The organism is Francisella noatunensis subsp. noatunensis (assembly GCF_009823375.1).
In the GTDB taxonomy this organism is placed as follows: domain Bacteria; phylum Pseudomonadota; class Gammaproteobacteria; order Francisellales; family Francisellaceae; genus Francisella; species Francisella noatunensis.
Genome location: NZ_WBSX01000019.1, coordinates 1 through 19,988 on the forward strand (window position 1 = coordinate 1; position 19,988 = coordinate 19,988).

Below are 19,988 nucleotides of genomic sequence, written 5' to 3' on the forward strand. Positions count from 1 at the left end.
TAGCTTTTTAACTTTACAGGATAGCTTATGATTATTTGAAGTTCTGCGGCTTTGATATAGCTTCTGTGCTATCTCAGCATTATAGTCACTATTTATACTAGTGCGATTAAGTTCCTTTTTTATAGCTCTTTCACTATAGCCAATTTTATTGGCTATTTGAGATGTTTGGTATCCTAATTTAAGTAATTCTTCTATACAATATCTATTTGAAAGAGTTAAGTGCTTTGGCATTTTTTAGTTCCTTATCGTTTATTTTAGTTTCGTCAAAACCTAATAAACTATATTTGGAACTCTCTTTCAACTATTTAAAACTTTCAGAATACAATCTAGCATATAAATTTCATCATAATATTTCTACCCTGTTAGAAAATTATACTTCTGACTGCCTAATCGAAAGCTGCTTAGCTCTATATCTACCCATGACATTTTCTTTTGGTTTAAAACCTTTCACATACGGTTGTACAAGCTGTATAGCAGGCTGAGTAAACAATGGTATAGTTGGGTACCCTGCAGTTTGTTTGATGATTAACTCTTTCTGTAGCTTATAAAAATCATCCTTAGAATTAGTAGTTAGTGACTTGTTATAGATTTCATCAGCTTCTTTATCACAATAGTGTCCACGGTTATTGTCACTATCACATGTATACATCTCAGTATAAGTATTCGGCTGGTTAAAATCTGCAATCCAAGCCATTCTAGCAACATCAAAATTACCATTTTTTAAGCTATCAAGATATACCTTCCAATCTTCATTGAAGATACTAACTTTAACCAAATCTCCAAAATCTTGTTGCCACGAGCCTTGTAGAATTTGCGCCATCAAACGGTTAACATCAGAAGTATTGAAATTAACAGTAAACTCAAGTGGATGTTTTTTTGAATAGCCAGCTTCTTTGAGAGGTTCTCTTGCTTGTTTTACTCTTTGCTCTATAGGTTCATTTATCCAGTCATAATCTGGAATATCTTTTGCCAGATCTTTGTATCTACCTCCAGCTATGGTCTCCGGTATAACCAAGTAAGAAGGAATAACCAAACCTTTCTTAACACCTTCGGCGATACCTTTTCTATCGATAACCATACTTAAGGCTTTACGCACTCTAATATCTTGGAATTTAGGATCTCTCATATTAAATATAAAATAAGCCTGCGAAAGCATCGGTGCTAGTTGAAATTGATTATTTGTGAAGTTTTCTTTATACCATTCTGCTGTATTAGCAGGGAGTGTATTATAGGTAAGACTTTCTCCTCCAGCTTTGTAATTCTCCAAATCACTAGAGGCATCATTGATCATTAGATATTTTACAGAATCAATACTTACATTTTTAGCATCCCAGTAATTAGGAGACTTCCCTGCCAAAGCATAACCATTATGCACCCATTTTGTTAGCTTATATGCACCATTACTTATGATTGTATCAGGCTTTGCTGCCCAAGAATCACCATACTTCTCTATTGCCTTTTTATTCACCGGGAAAAATGCATATATAGTAAGAGAGTCTAAAAATGTTAGATTAGGTTCTGTTAGTTTGATCTGTAGAGTATATTTATCTAGAGCCTTTACCCCAAGTGTCTCTAGAGACTTTTTGCCAGCCTGAATAGCTACAGCATTTAAAATTGGATTGAAATATGAAGCATAAGCACGTGTTAAAGTCTCTGGTGTTACAGATCTTCTATATGAGTAGACATAGTCATCTGCTGTAACAGGATCACCATTAGTCCATTTAGCATCTTTTCTTAAATAAAATGTATAAGTCTTACCATCTTTGGATATCTTCCAACTAGATGCCCCCCGTTGGAATAACCTCTGACTTCTGATTATAATCAACCAAACCTTCAAAAATATCCTCAATTACTCTACTCGAACTATTATCAGAAGATTGTTGTGGATCAATTGATGGCATATCAGAGCCTATATTTACAACTAGTTGATTATTATCATTTGTTGATTGTCCAGCATAAGGATCAGTATTTCTATCCGAATCATTTGAACAACTAGCTAATATAAGTACACTAGCTAAAGATGAGAGTATTAATGTCTTCTTGAACATAATCTAATATAAAAAATGTTAATTATTTCAATCTAAACTATTAATTTTTAAAACTCAATGATTATACATACTAGGATTGTATATTTTTTAGACCTTAACAAGATTGGCAATATCTGCCAATAAAATCTTCTGACCGACATCTACACCAAAGTCTACAGTATAAAACTCTTTTGAACCTTGAGATTGTGCTTTGACAAAAATCCCCTTACCAAAGACTTTATGGAACACTTTATCTCCTTTTTTGAACTTATTGCCTTTTGTGTTATTTGACTTAAGAAAGTCAAAAGGAGATACTCCAAAGTTAGACTTTTGCTTAACCTTAGGCTTATTTTGACTAACTCCAGTTAATTTACCTTCGTTAATATGTTCAGAGTCTATTTCCATAAGAAAACGTGATTTGACTTGGAAACTACTTCTGCCAAAGATATTACGCACTTGAGCATAGCTAATGGTTAGAGCCTTCATCGCTCTTGTAACGGCTACATAAAATAGGCGTCTCTCTTCAGCTAACTTTTCTTGAACTTTTTTAGATTCTGCACTAGTATATGCCTCTTCAGCATTAACAATCGAACTAGGAGGAAAAACTCCTTCTTCTGCCGCCACTAAGAAGATATAGCGAAACTCTAAACCTTTTGATGCGTGTATTGTCATTAACTGAACACTATCTGCATTTTCATCAGCCTGCATCTCACCAGCTTCTAGCACTGCAAAAGACAAAAAATCTTGTAGTATATCAGTATTATCATCAAGTAACTCTATCTGCGGTTCAAAATCTTTAGCTGCACTTATTAATTCTTTTAAGTTATCAATTTTTTGACGATCTTTTTCGATATCTTTTTCTTGGTATGACGCCAACAAACCACTTTCATTGATTACAGTTTCAAGAAGCTTATCTAGACTTAAGTCTTTTATTTGTGATGAAATAGCATTTATAATTTCTATAAACTTTAACAGAAGAGACGCGGTTCTTTTTGTTACAATTTCTTTCTGGATAATATCTATAGTGGCTTGCCAATATGACACATTATTAATCTGTGAGAAATTACGAATTGTATCTAAAGTTTTATTGCCAATCCCTCGTGTTGGAGTATTAACAATTCTCTCAAATGCTAAGTTGTCATTACTTGTAACAGCTAATCTTAAATATGCTAAGGCATCCTTAACTTCAGCTCGATCAAAGAAACGAAAACCTCCATAAATCCTATAAGGTATACTTGCATAAATACAACTCTCCTCAAGGACCCGCGACAAATAGTTTGAGCGATATAAAATTGCCATATCAGAATAATCAACTCCATCATCATGTAATTGGCGAATTTTATCTATAATATATTTCGCTTCATCACGCTCATTAACTGCACAATATACTTCAACTTTTTCGCCATCTTCAGCAGCAGACCATAGTTCTTTTGACATTCTATTATCATTATTTTTGATTACAGAATTGGCTACTTTAAGAATATTCTTCGTTGAACGATAATTTTGCTCTAACTTTATGATTTCAACATCATTTAGATCTGCGACATATTTGTGAATATTATCAACAACGGCTCCACGCCAACCATATATTGACTGATCATCATCACCAACAGCCATCATGTAGTTATTATCTGTAACAAGTAACTTCAACCACATATATTGGACTTGGTTAGTATCCTGAAACTCGTCTATCAAAATATACCTGAATAAACTCTGATAGTATTCTCTAAGCTGTTGGTTAAGAGAAAACAATTCATATAAATACAAAAGTAAGTCGGCAAAATCTAAAGCATTATCTAACAGCAACCTCTCTTCATAAGCAGTATAAATATGAGCATAATTAATATCATACTGCTTTGTTAATTTGTTACTACGAACAGCCTTATCTTTTTGTTTATTAATAAAGTTTTGCAATAATTTTGGTGGATATTTTTTATCATCAAGATCCAAACTCTTAATTACTTTTTTGATTAATTGAGCTTGCTCATCTTGATCAAGAATCCTAAAGTTCTTATCTAAGCCCAACTCATGAGCATGCTTACGTAATAATCTATGAGCAATACCGTGAAAAGTACCTATCCACATACCAAAAGTTGAAATTCCAAGCATTTTCTCAACTCGATGCTGGATTTCTTTAGCGGCTTTGTTTGTAAATGTTACAGCTAGAATATTTTCTACAGATACTCCTTTATCACGACAGAGATATGCTATACGAGAAGTTAAAACTTTTGTTTTGCCACTACCCGCTCCAGCAAGTATCAAAGAATTACGATCCTCTAGCAAGGTCGCTTTTTTTTGTTGGGGATTTAACCCTGAAAGAAAGTCTTTATTAAACATTAGAATTAATATTTTATATAACTAGATAGACAATATTTTAACAAAAAATATTACTGTTGTGAATTAGAGTTAAATAATGCTTTTGTGAAATTTTTTGCATTAAATACTTGCAGATCATCAATCTTCTCACCAACACCGATAAATCTAAGTGGTAATCCCATTTTCTTAGCTATTGAGAAGACTATACCGCCTTTTGCAGTACCATCAAGTTTAGTAATTGTTATACCTGTTAGGTTAACAATCTCATTAAATGCCTCAGCTTGACTAAGAGCATTACCGCCAGTTGTAGCATCTACAACAAGCATTGTTTCATGAGGTGCAGAATCATCGACTTTTTTGATTACTTTAACAACTTTTTTTAGTTCTTGCATCAGATTATCTTTATTATGCAATCGTCCTGCAGTATCTGCTATTACTACATCGATACCTCTAGATTTTGCAGAGCTTATAGCATCATAAATAACTGATGCGCTATCAGCTCCTTCTTTTTGATAGACAACTTGCGTATTATTTCTATCACCCCATTCACGAAGCTGTTCAACCGCTGCTGCACGGAAAGTATCTCCAGCTGCTAATATCACTGATTTACCTTCAGACTGTAGTTTTCTGGTAAGCTTACCTATAGTTGTTGTTTTACCTACACCATTTACACCGACAATAAGTATTACATAAGGAGTATTTTCATGGTTAATCTGTAATGGTTTCTGACACGGCAAAATAATTTCTGTTAGTTTATCTTGTATTATTTCATTAAGTTTATCTGCTGTTTGAAGTTCATTTCTCGCAACTTTCCCGCGTAAATACTCAACAATTTCATCAGTTGCTTCAACACCAACATCAGAGGTTAAAAGTTGCATTTCGATATCTTCTAAAAGCTCTTCATCGACCACCTTTTGACCCATAAGAATGGTGCTTAATCCGCTTCCAAACTTACTTGCTGTCTTTGATAGACCTGACTGAAGTCTTGAAAATAGTCCTTTTTTATTATCTTGTTCCTGAACTCTTTCTATCTCAGAAGATGATTGAGTTTCTTTCTTTTTTTTAAAAAACATCACTATACTCTAGAAAAATTATTATAAAATTTGACTACTCAAAATACTTATCTCTAAGCTTTGCTATTTTTTGGTGTAAAGGATCAAACATACTCACAATATTTTTAGATTTGATAAAGTGAACTTCTCCTTCAAAAGCAATCTCGTCGCCTGCTTGAGCATAAACCTCTAAAAGTTTATAACGTAAATCAATATTATTAGGGTTCTTCTCTAAAGAATCTTGAATTGTTATACTTGCTTCAACATACTTCTCACTGTCTAAAAATTGCTCAACAAGCTCATTTACATATTGCAGCTCTTGCTCGGCTTGTTCTTTAGCATCTATCTCTTGAATTTCTGAATCACCACTATTACTTAAAAGCGATTCATCAGTACTAGTTTCAAACACAACTCCTCGTTCTGTTTTAACTACAATATTATTATCCCTATCCGCGTATAAATCATTTACAATTTCAGCGAACTCATCACTTTCATTGATGTCTAAATTATCTTGATTATTATTCTCAGAATCCTCTAGATTAACTCCAGTTTGAGCACTAGAACTAGCCTTGTTAGAACTATTGAAAAAGTCGAATTCTTCCTGAGGGCTATTATGAGATTTTCGAGAGCTATAAAATTCATTACCTGACACAACAGGAGAAATACGTGACATCAAATGATCACGTTTCTGTCTTGATATGATTTCAAGCTCTTGCTCTTTTTTTGTACTTCTTGTTTCCCAAAATCTTCTACCAACAATAATAACTACTGCTAAAACTATAACATAAACTATAAATTTAAATAAAGACCCTAAAAACGAGAACGAACTTTCCTCATAAGATTCATTTTCTTGAATATCTGTTGGATTTATTTGGCTATCTAAATTACTCTTATATGATTGCTGAGTATTTTCTTCTCCAGGGATCAAAGTCGGAATTTTATCTTCACTTAATACATTTGGAGCTGATGAACTATCAGACTCAGAATCGCTTGAAACCATTATTTGATCATCAAGCTTAGGCGTAGTTGACACAGAAGAAGGTTGATTATATGAGCCTTGAATCATCTGGTTTCTTGTTAACGTTAGACCATCCTCTACTTCGCCTTTTGTAGTAGGAATCGCTAGTTTATCACCAACTTTAATTCTATTATCGACAATCCCTGGAATCTCTGATTTATTTATACCCTTGATTGCATCTGTTAATTCCGAAGTACTTACACCATTTATTGAATGACTTTTGGCTATCTTATATAGATAGTCATTTGACTTGACTGTATATATTTCCATAGCAAAAACTGGCACTGCCATAGCTAATGCACATCCAACAGCAATAACCCTATTGATACCCTTAAACATCTAGCACCCTAATAAAATAATGAATAAATACTTGAAAATTATAGCACATTTTTTCTACTTAAAAAGCATATGATTCTAATGCTCTCTTGTAGCACTAAATATAATATCAGGATTTTTATCTTGAGCTAACTGCAAGTTAACTCCCGTTGGAGCAAGATATGTAAGATACCCAGCACCATCGTATGACAAATTAACTTCATATTTTTTCTTAAAATCATTAAGCTTTTTCTCATCATCACAAAAGATCCAGCGAGCCAAAGAAACATTAACACCTTCATAAGAACACTTAACGTTATATTCAGAAGCAAGACGCTGTGCAACCACGTCAAACTGCAATACACCTACTGCTCCTAAAACCAAGTCATTAGAAATCATTGGTTTGAAGACTTGCGTCGCTCCCTCTTCGGAAAGTTGTACCAACCCTTTTTGTAAGGCTTTCATCTTAAGAGGATCATTCAGTTTAACCCTCTTGAAAATTTCAGGCGCAAAGTTTGGGATACCTTTAAATTTAAGCTTCTCTCCTTGAGTAAAACTATCACCTATCTGTATACTACCATGGTTATGCAAACCAATAATATCTCCAGCATAACCCTCTTCAACTTGCTCACGTTCGCCGGCCATAAATGTTAAAGCTTTCGAAACCTGCATCATTTTACCAGTTCGCTCATGATAGATTTTCATGCCTTTCTCATACTTTCCAGAACAAATTCTAAAAAAGGCTATTCTATCACGGTGCTTATCATCCATATTCGCTTGTATCTTAAAGACAAAGCCTGTTAACTTATTCTCATCTGTATTTACAAGCCTTTCATTTGTCTCGCGTGGCTGAGGTCCTGGTGCATAAGTTGTAAAGCCATCCATCATCTCTTTCACACCAAAATTTGCCAATGCTGTACCGAAATAAACTGGTGTTAACTCTCCTTTTAAAAAAGCTTCTTGATCAAATTCATGACTAGCACCACGAACTAAATCTATCTCCATTTCTAAATCATCAAACAGATCTGCACCAATTTGATCTCTAGCATTAGCTAAGCCTTTAATTTTCTTGTAAGGATGAATTTCATGGCCATGCCCACCTTCAAAAATGGTAACTTCATCATTATATAAGTCATATATACCTTTAAAGAATTTACCCATACCTATTGGCCAATTCATCGGTGCACACTTAATTTTCATAATATCTTCAACCTCATCAAGAAGCTCCAAAGGATCTCTTGTATCTCGATCAAACTTATTCATAAATGTTACTATTGGTGTATCTCGAAGACGACAAACGTTCATAAGCTTGATTGTTCGATCCTCTACCCCTTTAACAGCATCTACAACCATCAAAGCCGAATCTACTGCGGTTAATGTACGGTAAGTATCCTCCGAAAAATCCTCATGTCCTGGTGTATCAAGTAAATTTACAACTTTACAATTATAGGGAAACTGCATAACAGATGTCGTAATTGAAATCCCTCTTTCTTTTTCCATTTCCATCCAGTCAGATGTTGCATGAACACCACTTTTCTTAGCCTTTACTGTTCCTGCTGTTTTAATAGCATTTCCAAATAAAAGCATTTTTTCAGTAATAGTTGTTTTACCAGCATCTGGGTGAGAAATAATTGCAAAAGTTCTTCTTTTTGCAATTTCTTTTAAAATATCATTCATAATTTGTATTTTCTTACATAAATAAAACTAACAGAGATTTTACTAGAAATATTTTTATTTAAAACTAAAAATATTTATCTAAGATGGCGTAGATTTCTTTTTTGATAACATCTATAGACTGAGAAGCATCAATTTCATAGGAATTATGATTTTCTGCTACTAACCTTTTGAAAACAGCTCTCGTCCTATCAAAGAATGCTAAACCTGCTTTCTCAATTCTATCAGCAGAGCCTACTTTACCTGCTCTAGCCAATCCAATAGCAGGATCAATATCTAAATAGATTATTAAATCAGGCTGACAATCTTTTAAAAATGTCTCGTTAAGAACATTTAACTTATCAAAGCCAAGCTCTCGCCCTCCTCCTTGATAAGCAATACTAGACCAGTAGAATCTATCTGATACAACATTAACTCCCTTACTTAAGGCGGCTGGAGCTATAAGATTTCTATAATGCTGTATTCTTCCAGCATAAATCATCAGTAGTTCACTATCCGGATGAATCTCTTCGTCATAATCATTATGTAGAATTATACTTCTTAATTCTTCAGCCACTTTAGTACCACCTGGTTCACGTGTATATACTGCCGCTAAAGATTTAGAGTCTAAATATCTCTTAATAAAACCAATAGCTGTACTTTTGCCAGCACCATCAAGACCTTCTATAACTATAAATTTTGACATATCTTTTTATATAAACAATCCAACAATCACTGCTGATAAAAAACTGACTAGCACTGCTCCATAAAGAATTTTCAAACTAAACTTCGAAACTTTAACTGATGCCTCTTTACTTAGTGCTTGAATCGCTCCTATGATTATCCCAATTGAACTAAAGTTTGCAAATGAGACCAAAAATACTGATATAACGGCTTTAGTATGCTCTGTAAACTGCTGTGACTGTGTACTCATCATCTGCATTGCTACAAATTCATTAGTTACCATTTTCGTACCCATAAGTTGCCCTGCAGCATGCAACTCTTTGCTATTAATATCAAGTATCCAAGCCATAGGATAAAACAAATAGCCCAACAAATCTTGAAAGCTTAGACCAAATAGACTGCTAAATATCGCATTCAACATCGCGATTAAAGCAATAAAACCAATAAGCATTGCTGAAACAATAACTGCAACCTTAAAACCATCTAATATGTACTCGGCAAGCATCTCAAAGAAGCCTTGTTTCTCTTCTTCAAACTCTTCATGCAATTTATCATAACTAAACTCTTCAGAGGCTTCATAAGGATTAATAATGTTTAACACAAAGAAAGTCCCAAACATATTCATCACCAGCGCAACACATACATACTTAGGATCTAATAATGACATATAAGCACCAGCCACCGCTAAAGATACTGTAGACATTGCCGTTGCAGACATTGTATACAATACACTTGAAGGAAGATGACCAATAATTTTTTTATAGTTAATAAAATTCTCTGACTGCCCAACTGCTAGTGAGCTAACAGCATTGAATGATTCTAATTTACCCATACCTGTAACTTTTGATAGAATCCAACCTATGCCCTTAATGACAAGAGGTAGTATTTTGAAGTATTGTAAAATACCAATCAGTGAAGATACTAGAACAATAGGCATTCCCACATTGAAAAAGAAGATGAAACCATTTTTAGACATATCAGTAAGATCACCAAAAATAAATGCTGACCCTTCATGAGCATAATTAAGTAAATTCTCAAAACCATCAGCAATAAAACCGACTACTTTTATACCTATCTGAGACTCGAGCATAAAAAAACCAAGAGCTATTTGTACGACCAAAATAACCACAAGATTTTTATATCTAATTTTTTTCCTATCGCTACTCCATATATATGCCAATATAAAAACAACGATAATACCCAATATAAAAAACAATATCCTAGTAGCCACTACCAATTCCTCCATTTAAAAGATTATCGAGCAAACCACTAACTCCGAATCTAAAAGTATCTACTACTACATAATTCTTAGACATAATCTCTTCCGCTAGTTTAATATATCCTATAGCCTGAGCTTCATCTCTAATACCACCAGAAGCTTTAAAACCAACTTGATACCCAGAGTTTTTTATCGTCTCTAAAATCACTTTAGCCGCTTCTAGGCTTACTCCATTAGGCGTTTTACCTGTAGATGTTTTGACAAAATCAGCTCCATTTACTATCGCATTATGGCTTACTTTACTGATTAAACTATCTTCAATCAACTCGCCCGATTCAATTATGACTTTCAAGACACGATCTTGGCATACATTTTTGACTTTCTCGATCATATCACATGATTTTTGTGAATGGCCTTCTTGGATATACTCATTATAGTCAATTACTAAATCGATCTCATCTGCTCCTAATGATATCGCTTCTTTAGCTTCTGAGACAACTTCTTCAACTGAGCTATTCCCCTTAGGGAAATTAATTACAGTTGCAACTTTGAAATCACTACCTAAAGTTTTTTTAACTACAGGGACAAATTGTTTATAAACACATATTGCAGCAACTTCACCTAGAGAATTTTTAGCTTTTGCGCATAGCTTAACGATATCAGCGTCAGTGTCACTCTCACCTAACTGAGTCAAGTCCATTAATGATACTATCTTCTGTTTAGCTATCATTATTAGCTCCAAATATTGACTTACCATAGTCTAGAGGCTCTATACCCATATAATCGGCAATTGTTTGACCAATATCCGCAAACGTATCTCTTGCTCCAATGAACTCTGCTTCGATATTTTTGCCCCATAATAAAAACGGCACACATTCTCTTGTATGATCTGACCCTGGTGCAGTTGGATCACAACCATGGTCTGCTGCCAGTATAACAATAGTATCTTCATCTAACTTAGCATCTAAGTCAGGGATCCTTGAATCTAAATACTCTAATGCTTTACCATATCCTTTAGGATCTCTACGATGACCATAGCTTGAATCTAAGTCAACAAAGTTTGTAAACACCAATGTATTTTCTTTTGCTGATTCATACTCTCTAATCGTATTATCGAATAACTCTTCTAACCCAGTTGCTTTTACTTTCTTAGATATACCTTGATTAGCATAAATATCAGCGATTTTACCTATTGAAACAACTTTACCACCTTGATTAGTTAACTTATCAAGTAATGTTGGTGCTGGTGGCAATATTGAAAAGTCCTTACGATTACCAGTACGAGTATATTCATCGGCAGACTCCCCAATAAATGGACGAGCAATAACTCTACCGACTTTCATTCCCATTTCATCAAGAATTTCTCTAGCTATTTTGCAGATATTCAATAATTTATCTAAACCATAATAATCTTCATGAGCAGCTACCTGAAAAACACTATCTGCAGATGTATAAACAATAGGCTTCTTAGTAACACAACTCTCACAACCATGCTCTTTTAGAACTTCTGTTCCTGATGCGTGCCCAGCATCGATAAAACCATCTGTAAGTCCAGCTCTTTCAACCCATTTATCAATAAACTCTTTGTCAAAATAACCATGATCACCTTTATTTGTGAAATAATACCAATCAAACATAACAGGCACACCAGCTAGCTCCCAGTGACCGCTTGGCGTATCCTTACCTTTGCTAACCTCAGCACAATAGCCATACTTTGCATTTTCAATAACATCTACATGACCAACTTGTTGACTAAATTCTTTACATCTATTGTATTCAGCAGCTTTCAACAACCCTTTTCTTGCTAAATTTGGTAATTTAATACTCATACCATTATTAGTAAAGTAATCAACAATATGACCCAAGGTATCTGATCCCTCATCGCCAAAATCAGCAGCATCAGGTGCTTGCCCTATACCAAATGAATCAAATAATAAAATAACCGCTTTTTTATTTTTTAACATATCACTAAACACCTTTTTTGTTATTCTCTAGGAATGCAATTCTAATCCCGTGCAGAATTAAATCTGGGGATATTTCATCAAAGATTCCCTCATCTTTAAACAACCCAGCAAATCCACCTGTTGCTATAGTGTAAACAGGCGCCCCAAATTCTTTTAAACTTCTAGTTTTAAGCTCTCTTAAAGCTCCTAAATGACCATAATACAAGCCTGAGCGAATATTAGTTTTCGTATCATAACCTATAGCAACTTCTGGTTTAACAATAGTTATTGACGATAACTGTGAAGCTCCTTGACACAAAGCATTCAAAGAAAGCTTAACTCCCGGCATAATTGAGCCACTCAGATATTTCTTATCTTTAGTCACCAAATCAAATGTTGTTGCCGTACCTAAGTCAATAATTAATAAATCCTTATTCGGATAATCTGCTATAGCGCCGATACAACTAGCTATCCTATCAGCCCCGACTTGATGAGCCTCAACAGCTGTCATATCAAGATCAGTTGTTTCCATACTAATAAAAAATGGCTTCATACCAAAATATTTTATAACAGCATAACCTAAAGAATAATTCAAATGAGGAACTACTGAAGATATCGCACACCCTTTGATCTTACTTAAATCAACTGAGCTCTCTCTTAATGCTTGTCTAAGAAACACACCAATCTGATCCGACGTCGAATCTACTGATGAAGTTGCATATCTAATCTGAGAAATTATATTCTCACCCTCAAAAACACCAATGTATATGTGAGAATTTCCCACATCCATTACTAGCAACATAAAACACCCTATAGTTAATATACCTAATGTGCTTGATCCCAACTCTCACCAGAGTCGACATTTACCTCTAGAGGAACATCTAGTTTTACAGATGTCTCCATTATACTTTTTATTTTTGTAGTTATTTCATTAAGTTTGGCTTTTCTAACTTCAAACACCAGCTCATCATGAACTTGCATAACCATTTTTATATCATCATTATACTCTCGCAAAATCATTATGTTAACATCTATCATAGCTTTTTTGATGATATCTGCAGCCGTACCTTGCATTGGAGCATTAATTGCCGCTCTTTCAGCAGCATTTCTTTGGATTACATTTTTAGAGCTAATATCCGGCAGGTATAATCTTCTTCCTAAGATAGTTTCAACATAACCATTTTGCTTTGTAAATTCTTTGGCTGTTGTCATGTAGTCTTTTACACTTGGATAACGATTAAAATAAACATCGATATACTCCTGAGCTTCTCCTCGTAGTATTTCTAATTGTTTAGCCAATCCAAAAGCACTCATTCCATAAATGAGTCCAAAGTTTATTGCTTTAGCTCTTCTTCTTTGTTCACTAGTAACCATATCAAGACTTATACCTAAAACCTCAGCCGCAGTAGCACTATGAATATCTAAACCTTGATTAAAAGCTTTCAAAAGATTTTTATCCTTTGACAAATGCGCCATAATTCTTAATTCAATTTGGGAATAGTCTGCAGCAACTACACAAAATTCTTGCTCTGCGATAAAAGCTTGTCTTATCTTACGCCCTTCGGGACTTTTAATAGGAATATTTTGTAAATTTGGATCTGATGAAGACAATCTACCAGTTACAGTTCCTGTTTGGTTGTACGAAGTATGAACTCGGCCATTCAGATCAAGCATTTTCGGCAATTTATCTGTATAAGTATTTTTTAGCTTTGATAAGTGGCGGTACTTCATTATTAAGGCTGCTATTTCATAGTATTCAGCTAATTGAACTAGAACTTCTTCAGATGTTGAAGCCTGACCTTTGGCTGTCTTTTTGACAGAAGGAAGACCCATTTTATCAAACAAAATTTCTCTTAACTGCACTGGAGAAGATAAATTGAATTCTTGACCAGCAAGATCATAACACTTAATCTCAAGCTCTTTGATAGAGTCTTCAAGATTAGCACTCTGCTCTATAAGTTTAGCGGCATCTATCTTAACACCAATTTTTTCCATATTATTAAGAATAATAGTCAATGGCATTTCAACCTTAGAATATAGACTATATAAGACTTCATCATCTTTTAGCATTTTCAAGAAATGATTATAAAGTCTAAATGTAATATCAGCATCTTCAGCAGCATATTTAGCCACTTTTTCTATATCTATTTGATCTAATGTCAACTGATTACGACCAGTTCCAGCTAATGTCGTATATGCGATTGGTTCAACACCTAAGTGCTCTTTTGATAAGCTATCCATATCCTGTTTACCACTACTTTTTAGCACATATGCCATAATCATAGTATCATTAACTTGATTAACTATCTTAATTCCATATTTTGACAAAACTTTTTCATCAAATTTAAAATTGTGTGCAACTTTAAACTTTTGAGAATCTACGAAAATAGGTTTTAAACTATCTAAAACAATATCTAGTTCTAATTGCTGTGGAACTCCAAGGTATCTATGCTGCAAAGGAATATAATAAGCTCGACCCTCTTTTGCACAAAATGATAAACCAACAAGATTAGCTTCATAAGTATTCAATGAATCTGTCTCTGTATCAAAAGCAAAACTACTGCTATTTTTTAACTCTTTGACCAAATCATCAAGTTGTTCTTTTGTCGCAACTATCTTATAGTCAATCTCTATATTATCAGCTTGCGGTTTTGTTAATTTTACTGAAGATTGAATACTTAAATCTTTAAGTAAAGATTTAAATTCATAACGTGTAAATACCTCATACAAATATTCTTTATTTGCATTTTTACACTTTAAGTCTTCTATAGATAGGTTAAGCTCCACATCGCACTTGATAGTCGCTAATTTATAAGATAATTTAAGTAACTCGATATTACTGCGTAAGTTTTCACCTACCTTTCCTGCTATTTTATCCTGATTAGCAATTATACCTTCAATGTCTTGATACTCTTGTAACCACTTAATTGCAGTCTTAGGTCCAACCTTAGGTATACCAGGGATATTATCCGAAGAATCTCCCATCAAGGCTAAATAATCTATAATTTGATCTGGTCTAATTTGATATTTTTCCAATACCCCTGCGATATCAGTAGTTACGTTTTTCATAGAATCATAAAGAACCACATTATCCGTAACTAACTGTGCCATATCTTTATCGCCAGTAGATATAATGACATCATAACCTTGTTGCTCAAGATCTCTTGCCAATGTCCCTATTGCATCATCTGCTTCAACACCGTCTTTTATTATCAATGGAAAGCCCATATTCTCGATAATTTGATGTAATGGCTGTATTTGCACCCTTAGCTCATCATCCATTGCTTTACGATTTGCTTTGTATTCAGGATACATCTCATGACGAAAATTCTTACCTTTAGGATCAAAGACTACTGCAACATACTCGGTATCATACATAGCGGGCAATTTCTTAAGCATGTTAATCACACCTATAATAGCCCCTGTTGGCTCGCCTTGACTATTAGTAAGGTTTGGTAAGGCATGATATGCCCTAAATAGATATGATGACCCATCAACTAAAACAATTTTTTTCATAGATTTCGTAGCTACTTTTTTATCAGGTTAATAGTAATATATATGCTTTGGCATATCAAACTGATTCACTCTCTAGATTCCTATTCTAGTGGCAAATTTTCAATTTAATCAATGGTCAACAAAGCTCTAAGGCTATATCAAGATACCACCAATTACTTTTGGCAAAATTTTTACATTTAATTGCATCCTTATAAGTCATAATAACTATCTGTTCAGGATCAAAATGTTCAAAATCCTTAGCCGTATATTTATGATGATCTCTGAAAATATGCTCATGATAGATATTCACTCGAAGCTCATCCAACGAGCTAAAAAATTTATCAGGGTTACCAATACCTGCAACAGCATCTATTGATTTACCATAGAAACTATCTATGGGTATGTTTTGTCTTGTTACAAGATTTACAAATTTTGTCGCCTTGATTTTAGCTTTGACAATATTAGAGTTATACTCTAGCAACTCACCATAGTTTTGGTCATCAAGATTACCTACAGCGATTATTTGATCCACTGATTTTAGTCTTTCCACCGGTTCTCTGAGAGGTCCAGCTGGTAGACATAATCCATTACCAAACATCCTACTAGCATCGACTACTACCACTTCTTTAGATCTAGCTAGTTTATAATGCTGCAAACCATCATCGGATATAATAACATCGGCATCAGGATAATTCTTTTCAATATATTTAACAGAATCAACCCTGTGTGGAGATATTACTATTGGCACCTTACCGCCTAATGCATCAAATAACATTGCAGGCTCATCGCCACATACACTTGCAGGCGTCTTTGAGTCGACTTCAAAAGGATATTTTTCTGCCTTAGCACCATAGCCACGACTGATTATAACTGGCTTCTTACCTTGCTCTAGGTATTGATTAGCAAACATCCTCACTACAGGAGTTTTACCTGTTCCACCAACGGAAATATTACCCACTATAATTACAGGAATTTTTGACTTATATTGATTATTCTGCAGCTTGATTTTACGATTATGAGCAATTTTTGAGAAAATAAAAGTGATAGGACTTAAAATATAACTGAGCACCCCTAGCTGAGGTTTATACCAAATATTATCTATCATTAGTGTTACTGAAGTCCTGATTGATATAGCCTAGTATAAAGTCCACCTTTCGCTAGAAGCTCTTCATGCTTACCACTTTCAACTATTTTGCCATCATCCATTACTACAATTTTATCAGCATTCTCTACAGTGCTTAATCTATGCGCAATAACTATAGTGGTACAAGATTTAGTCAAGCTTTCTAATGCTTGTTGAACCACTCTTTCGGACTCATTATCAAGCGCACTTGTTGCCTCATCAAATATTAGCACTGGAGCATTTTTCAATAGAGCTCTAGCAATTGATAATCTCTGACGTTGACCGCCTGACAATTTAGAACCATTATTACCAATATTAGTATAAATACCATCAGAAAGCTCTTGAACAAACTCATAAGCATTAGCTCTTTTAAGAGCATCTACGACTTCTTCTTCAGAAACATCCCTTGAAAGTCCAAATGCTATATTATTAAATACAGTATCATCAAATAAGTGAACATTTTGTGAAACCATAGACAGATTCGATCTTAAGTTTTCTAAAGTCAAATCTCTTATATCAATATTATCCAATAATATTTGACCTTGCTGTTGAGTATAAAATCTCGAAATAATACTCGTAAGCGTTGTTTTACCACTCCCTGATTTACCAACAAAAGCAACTGTTTCTCCAGCTTCAATCTCTGTACTTACACCATTAAGAACCTTATGATCTGCAAATGCAAAACTAACATCTTTTATCGTTACTTTGCCACTAACTTTCTCAATCTCTTTCTTGCCTGTCTCTTTTTCAGATTGATAATCTAAAATATAGAATATATCCTCTGTAGCAGCTACCGCTTTTTGTATAACCACGTTAACCTTAGTAAGATTCTTAATTGGTTTTAGAATGGCAGCAGCAGCAGCGAAGAATGATGCAAAAGAGCCGGCGGTTAACCAAGATGAGCTACCACCCTCATTAGTCCCAAAAATTGCTATTGTAAATAATGAAAAAGCAAGAACTAGTGAAGCAATAATCTGTATAACCGGAGACGTTAGAGCATCTAATGCAATTGTTCTAATTTGCTGAGAGTAAGTATAGTCAAGATTTTTAAAAAACTTATTCTGCTGTTTTTGTTGCGCACCAAAGATTCTAATCTCTTTATAATTCCTTATGGTTTCTTCAGCAATATGAGTCACATTCCCCATTGATGATTGAGTATTTCTACTTAAAGATCTAAATTTCTTGTTTATTATGGAGATAAATAATCCCAAAAATGGTCCTATAATTATTAGAAATAATGACAGCTGCCAACTTGATACCACCATCACTATTATTAAACCTATAACAAAAGTACCATCTTGTACAACTGTAATAATAGCAGTTGAAGTAGCTTCTGTAACTTGATCAACATTATATAGAAGCCTTGAGATAATCTGACCTGAAGAATGCTTATCAAAGAAGCTAGCAGGTAGATTCATAAATCTCTTATAGATATCTTTTCTAAACTTATAAACAACCTTTTGCCCCAAAGACCCTATAAAGTATTGAGATAAAAATGACCCGACAGATCTCAAAGCTAGTAAACCAACCATACCAACACCCATAAGCATAAGTATACTAGCACTTTGCTTAGTAATATCGCCACCAGGGCCAAAACCATAATTCAATATCGGATTGATCAGATATATCATCGAAGCATCTGCAGCTGAAAAAAATATACTACCTATTGCTGCGACAACTAGAAAATACCATAAGTGCTTAACCTGAAGCAGTAATCTTTTATAAAGAGTCCCCCCCTTTTCTTTATTCACCATTTCTCCACTTAGATTGCCGGAACTTTGGGATTTAAGATCAATTTTGTCAATTAAATTTGCCATAAAATATAAAAAGCCGTTAAAAAACCAACACGAATAACAGATAATTATACACTTTTTTCTGTTAACATAAAGCAATCAAAAAAGATGTTTATCAAGCGATGGAATTTTATCTAGTAGGCGGAGCTGTTAGAGACATACTACTTGGCATAACGCCAAAAGACAGAGATTGGGTAGTAGTCGGTGCCACAGAAAGCCAAATGACCAAAGCTGGCTTCACAAAAATACCATCTAGTTTTCCAGTCTTTCTACACCCAGAAACCAAAGAAGAATATGCATTAGCTAGATCAGAAAAAAAAATAGCTAAAGGTTATCATGGTTTTGAAGTTGATTTTTCAAGCGATATCACCTTAGAAGAGGATTTAAAACGTAGAGACTTGACCATCAACTCTATGGCAATAGATAAAAACAATAACATAATCGACCCTTTTAATGGTCAAGATGACATTAAAAACAGAATACTTCGACACACATCAGAAGCCTTTATTCAAGATCCTTTACGTGTAGTTAGATTAGCTCGCTTCAAAGTCCAGCTTAGTGCTTTTGATTTTTCAATTGCTGATGAAACAATAAACATAATCAAATACATTATTAAATCAGGAGAACTAAACTACCTAACCATGGAGCGCTTGCATATAGAGTTTATCAAAGCACTTAGAAATCCAAAATTTTTTTTTGAGACATTAGATGAGCTTGAATCATTACAAATAATATTCCCAAATATCAAAAAATCTTTAAATACAATTCCAGATAAGAATTTCTTTAGAAATAAAACATACATAAATTCATCAAATGAAGAAAAAATATGCCTATGTTTGTTAAACCTAGAAGATGATACAATAAACAGCTTAAAACTAGAGTTATTACTAACAAATAAGCAAATCAAACTTCTAATTGCCGCAATAACTACAAGAAAAATTCTTGAATCCAGAAGCATTAATGCAGAAAATACTCTTAAAATAATAAAAAGAGCAAATCTCTTAAGAGATAAAAAGCTACAACAAAACGCTTTAAACATTTTTGAAAAATATTCAGAAATAGATAATTCAAGATTCTCTCACGCAACCATCAAACAATTTAAAAGTGCTCTAAATATTATAAATACAATAAATATCAAGACATTAATAACAACAGTACCAAAAGAAAATCTAGCAAACACCATTGAGACCCTTTATATGGATATTATAAAAAAGCGCTAGATTGTATTCTCAATGTTTATAGAGATACCAAAATGTACTTCATTAGGTGTCAAGTAATTTAAACATTTCTTAGGTCTATTATTCAAGTCTATCTGTAACTTTCTAATGTATTGATGAGATATATTGTTAA

At 33.8% G+C, this 19,988-nt stretch carries 14 protein-coding genes and 2 pseudogenes; 1 reads left to right on the forward strand and 15 read right to left on the reverse strand.

Features of this window, described 5'->3' with window-relative positions:
* The 14 genes and pseudogenes from F8C69_RS02960 to msbA form a co-directional block, all read right to left on the reverse strand.
* A partial coding sequence (locus tag F8C69_RS02960; RefSeq protein WP_159183974.1) for a helix-turn-helix domain-containing protein occupies nt 1–231 on the reverse strand: 231 nt, incomplete at its 3' end.
* Nucleotides 232–370: 139 nt separating this feature from the next.
* Nucleotides 371–2,048 (reverse strand): annotated as a pseudogene (locus tag F8C69_RS02965) (peptide ABC transporter substrate-binding protein).
* Nucleotides 2,049–2,135: 87 nt separating this feature from the next.
* Nucleotides 2,136–4,364, reverse strand: a complete 2,229-nt coding sequence (locus tag F8C69_RS02970) for a UvrD-helicase domain-containing protein (RefSeq protein ID WP_159184131.1) — start codon at nt 4,362–4,364, stop codon at nt 2,136–2,138.
* Between the two features lie 50 nt (nt 4,365–4,414).
* Entirely contained in the window at nt 4,415–5,416 is a 1,002-nt protein-coding gene (gene ftsY, locus F8C69_RS02975; protein WP_159184132.1) for a signal recognition particle-docking protein FtsY, read from the reverse strand.
* 34 nt (nt 5,417–5,450) lie between these two features.
* Complete coding sequence (locus F8C69_RS02980) at nt 5,451–6,752, reverse strand: LysM peptidoglycan-binding domain-containing protein (protein WP_159184133.1); 1,302 nt, start codon at nt 6,750–6,752, stop codon at nt 5,451–5,453.
* Between the two features lie 75 nt (nt 6,753–6,827).
* A complete protein-coding gene (locus F8C69_RS02985; protein WP_159184134.1) occupies nt 6,828–8,405 on the reverse strand; it encodes a peptide chain release factor 3 in 1,578 nt (525 codons plus the stop codon).
* A gap of 64 nt (nt 8,406–8,469) precedes the next feature.
* Nucleotides 8,470–9,087 (reverse strand): dTMP kinase, encoded by a 618-nt coding sequence (gene tmk, locus F8C69_RS02990; RefSeq protein ID WP_159184135.1) that lies wholly within the window; start codon nt 9,085–9,087, stop codon nt 8,470–8,472.
* A gap of 6 nt (nt 9,088–9,093) precedes the next feature.
* On the reverse strand, nt 9,094–10,296 hold the full coding sequence (locus F8C69_RS02995; protein WP_159184136.1) for a NupC/NupG family nucleoside CNT transporter: 1,203 nt from the start codon (nt 10,294–10,296) through the stop codon (nt 9,094–9,096).
* Nucleotides 10,286–11,041 carry a deoxyribose-phosphate aldolase gene (deoC, locus tag F8C69_RS03000; RefSeq protein ID WP_192189629.1) on the reverse strand — a complete coding sequence of 252 codons (756 nt, stop codon included), beginning with the start codon at nt 11,039–11,041 and terminating at the stop codon, nt 10,286–10,288. Before deoC ends, F8C69_RS02995 begins: the two co-directional genes overlap by 11 nt.
* The gene (locus F8C69_RS03005; RefSeq protein ID WP_159184138.1) at nt 11,004–12,248 is read right to left on the reverse strand and encodes a phosphopentomutase; all 1,245 of its coding nucleotides are present in this window, start codon (nt 12,246–12,248) and stop codon (nt 11,004–11,006) included. Before F8C69_RS03005 ends, deoC begins: the two co-directional genes overlap by 38 nt.
* A gap of 4 nt (nt 12,249–12,252) precedes the next feature.
* On the reverse strand, nt 12,253–13,029 hold the full coding sequence (locus tag F8C69_RS03010) for a type III pantothenate kinase (RefSeq protein ID WP_159184139.1): 777 nt from the start codon (nt 13,027–13,029) through the stop codon (nt 12,253–12,255).
* Between the two features lie 23 nt (nt 13,030–13,052).
* Nucleotides 13,053–15,743, reverse strand: a complete 2,691-nt coding sequence (gene polA / locus F8C69_RS03015; protein WP_159184140.1) for a DNA polymerase I — start codon at nt 15,741–15,743, stop codon at nt 13,053–13,055.
* Nucleotides 15,744–15,858: 115 nt separating this feature from the next.
* Nucleotides 15,859–16,827, reverse strand: a complete 969-nt coding sequence (gene lpxK / locus F8C69_RS03020; RefSeq protein ID WP_159184141.1) for a tetraacyldisaccharide 4'-kinase — start codon at nt 16,825–16,827, stop codon at nt 15,859–15,861.
* A 5-nt stretch (nt 16,828–16,832) separates the two neighbouring features.
* Nucleotides 16,833–18,662: a lipid A export permease/ATP-binding protein MsbA gene (gene msbA / locus F8C69_RS03025; protein WP_159184142.1), complete on the reverse strand. Its 1,830-nt coding sequence runs from the start codon at nt 18,660–18,662 to the stop codon at nt 16,833–16,835.
* A gap of 98 nt (nt 18,663–18,760) precedes the next feature.
* On the opposite strand from msbA, the gene F8C69_RS03030 reads away from it, so the two are divergent.
* A complete protein-coding gene (locus tag F8C69_RS03030) occupies nt 18,761–19,858 on the forward strand; it encodes a CCA tRNA nucleotidyltransferase (protein ID WP_159184143.1) in 1,098 nt (365 codons plus the stop codon).
* On the opposite strand, the pseudogene F8C69_RS11360 reads toward F8C69_RS03030, so the two are convergent.
* Nucleotides 19,855–19,988: pseudogene (locus F8C69_RS11360) on the reverse strand (IS30 family transposase); the annotation flags it as partial. The gene F8C69_RS03030 and the pseudogene F8C69_RS11360 sit on opposite strands and share 4 nt — an antisense overlap.

Coding starts and splice junctions, on each gene's coding strand:
- ftsY (WP_159184132.1), bottom strand. CDS start 5,416: ATGTTTTTTAAAAAAAAGAAAGAAACTCAATCATCTTCTGAGATAGAA.
- F8C69_RS03030 (WP_159184143.1), top strand. CDS start 18,761: ATGGAATTTTATCTAGTAGGCGGAGCTGTTAGAGACATACTACTTGGC.
- tmk (WP_159184135.1), bottom strand. CDS start 9,087: ATGTCAAAATTTATAGTTATAGAAGGTCTTGATGGTGCTGGCAAAAGT.
- lpxK (WP_159184141.1), bottom strand. CDS start 16,827: ATGATAGATAATATTTGGTATAAACCTCAGCTAGGGGTGCTCAGTTAT.
- msbA (WP_159184142.1), bottom strand. CDS start 18,662: ATGGCAAATTTAATTGACAAAATTGATCTTAAATCCCAAAGTTCCGGC.
- deoC (WP_192189629.1), bottom strand. CDS start 11,041: ATGGTAAGTCAATATTTGGAGCTAATAATGATAGCTAAACAGAAGATA.
- F8C69_RS02980 (WP_159184133.1), bottom strand. CDS start 6,752: ATGTTTAAGGGTATCAATAGGGTTATTGCTGTTGGATGTGCATTAGCT.
- F8C69_RS02970 (WP_159184131.1), bottom strand. CDS start 4,364: ATGTTTAATAAAGACTTTCTTTCAGGGTTAAATCCCCAACAAAAAAAA.
- polA (WP_159184140.1), bottom strand. CDS start 15,743: ATGAAAAAAATTGTTTTAGTTGATGGGTCATCATATCTATTTAGGGCA.
- F8C69_RS03005 (WP_159184138.1), bottom strand. CDS start 12,248: ATGTTAAAAAATAAAAAAGCGGTTATTTTATTATTTGATTCATTTGGT.
- F8C69_RS03010 (WP_159184139.1), bottom strand. CDS start 13,029: ATGTTGCTAGTAATGGATGTGGGAAATTCTCACATATACATTGGTGTT.
- F8C69_RS02985 (WP_159184134.1), bottom strand. CDS start 8,405: ATGAATGATATTTTAAAAGAAATTGCAAAAAGAAGAACTTTTGCAATT.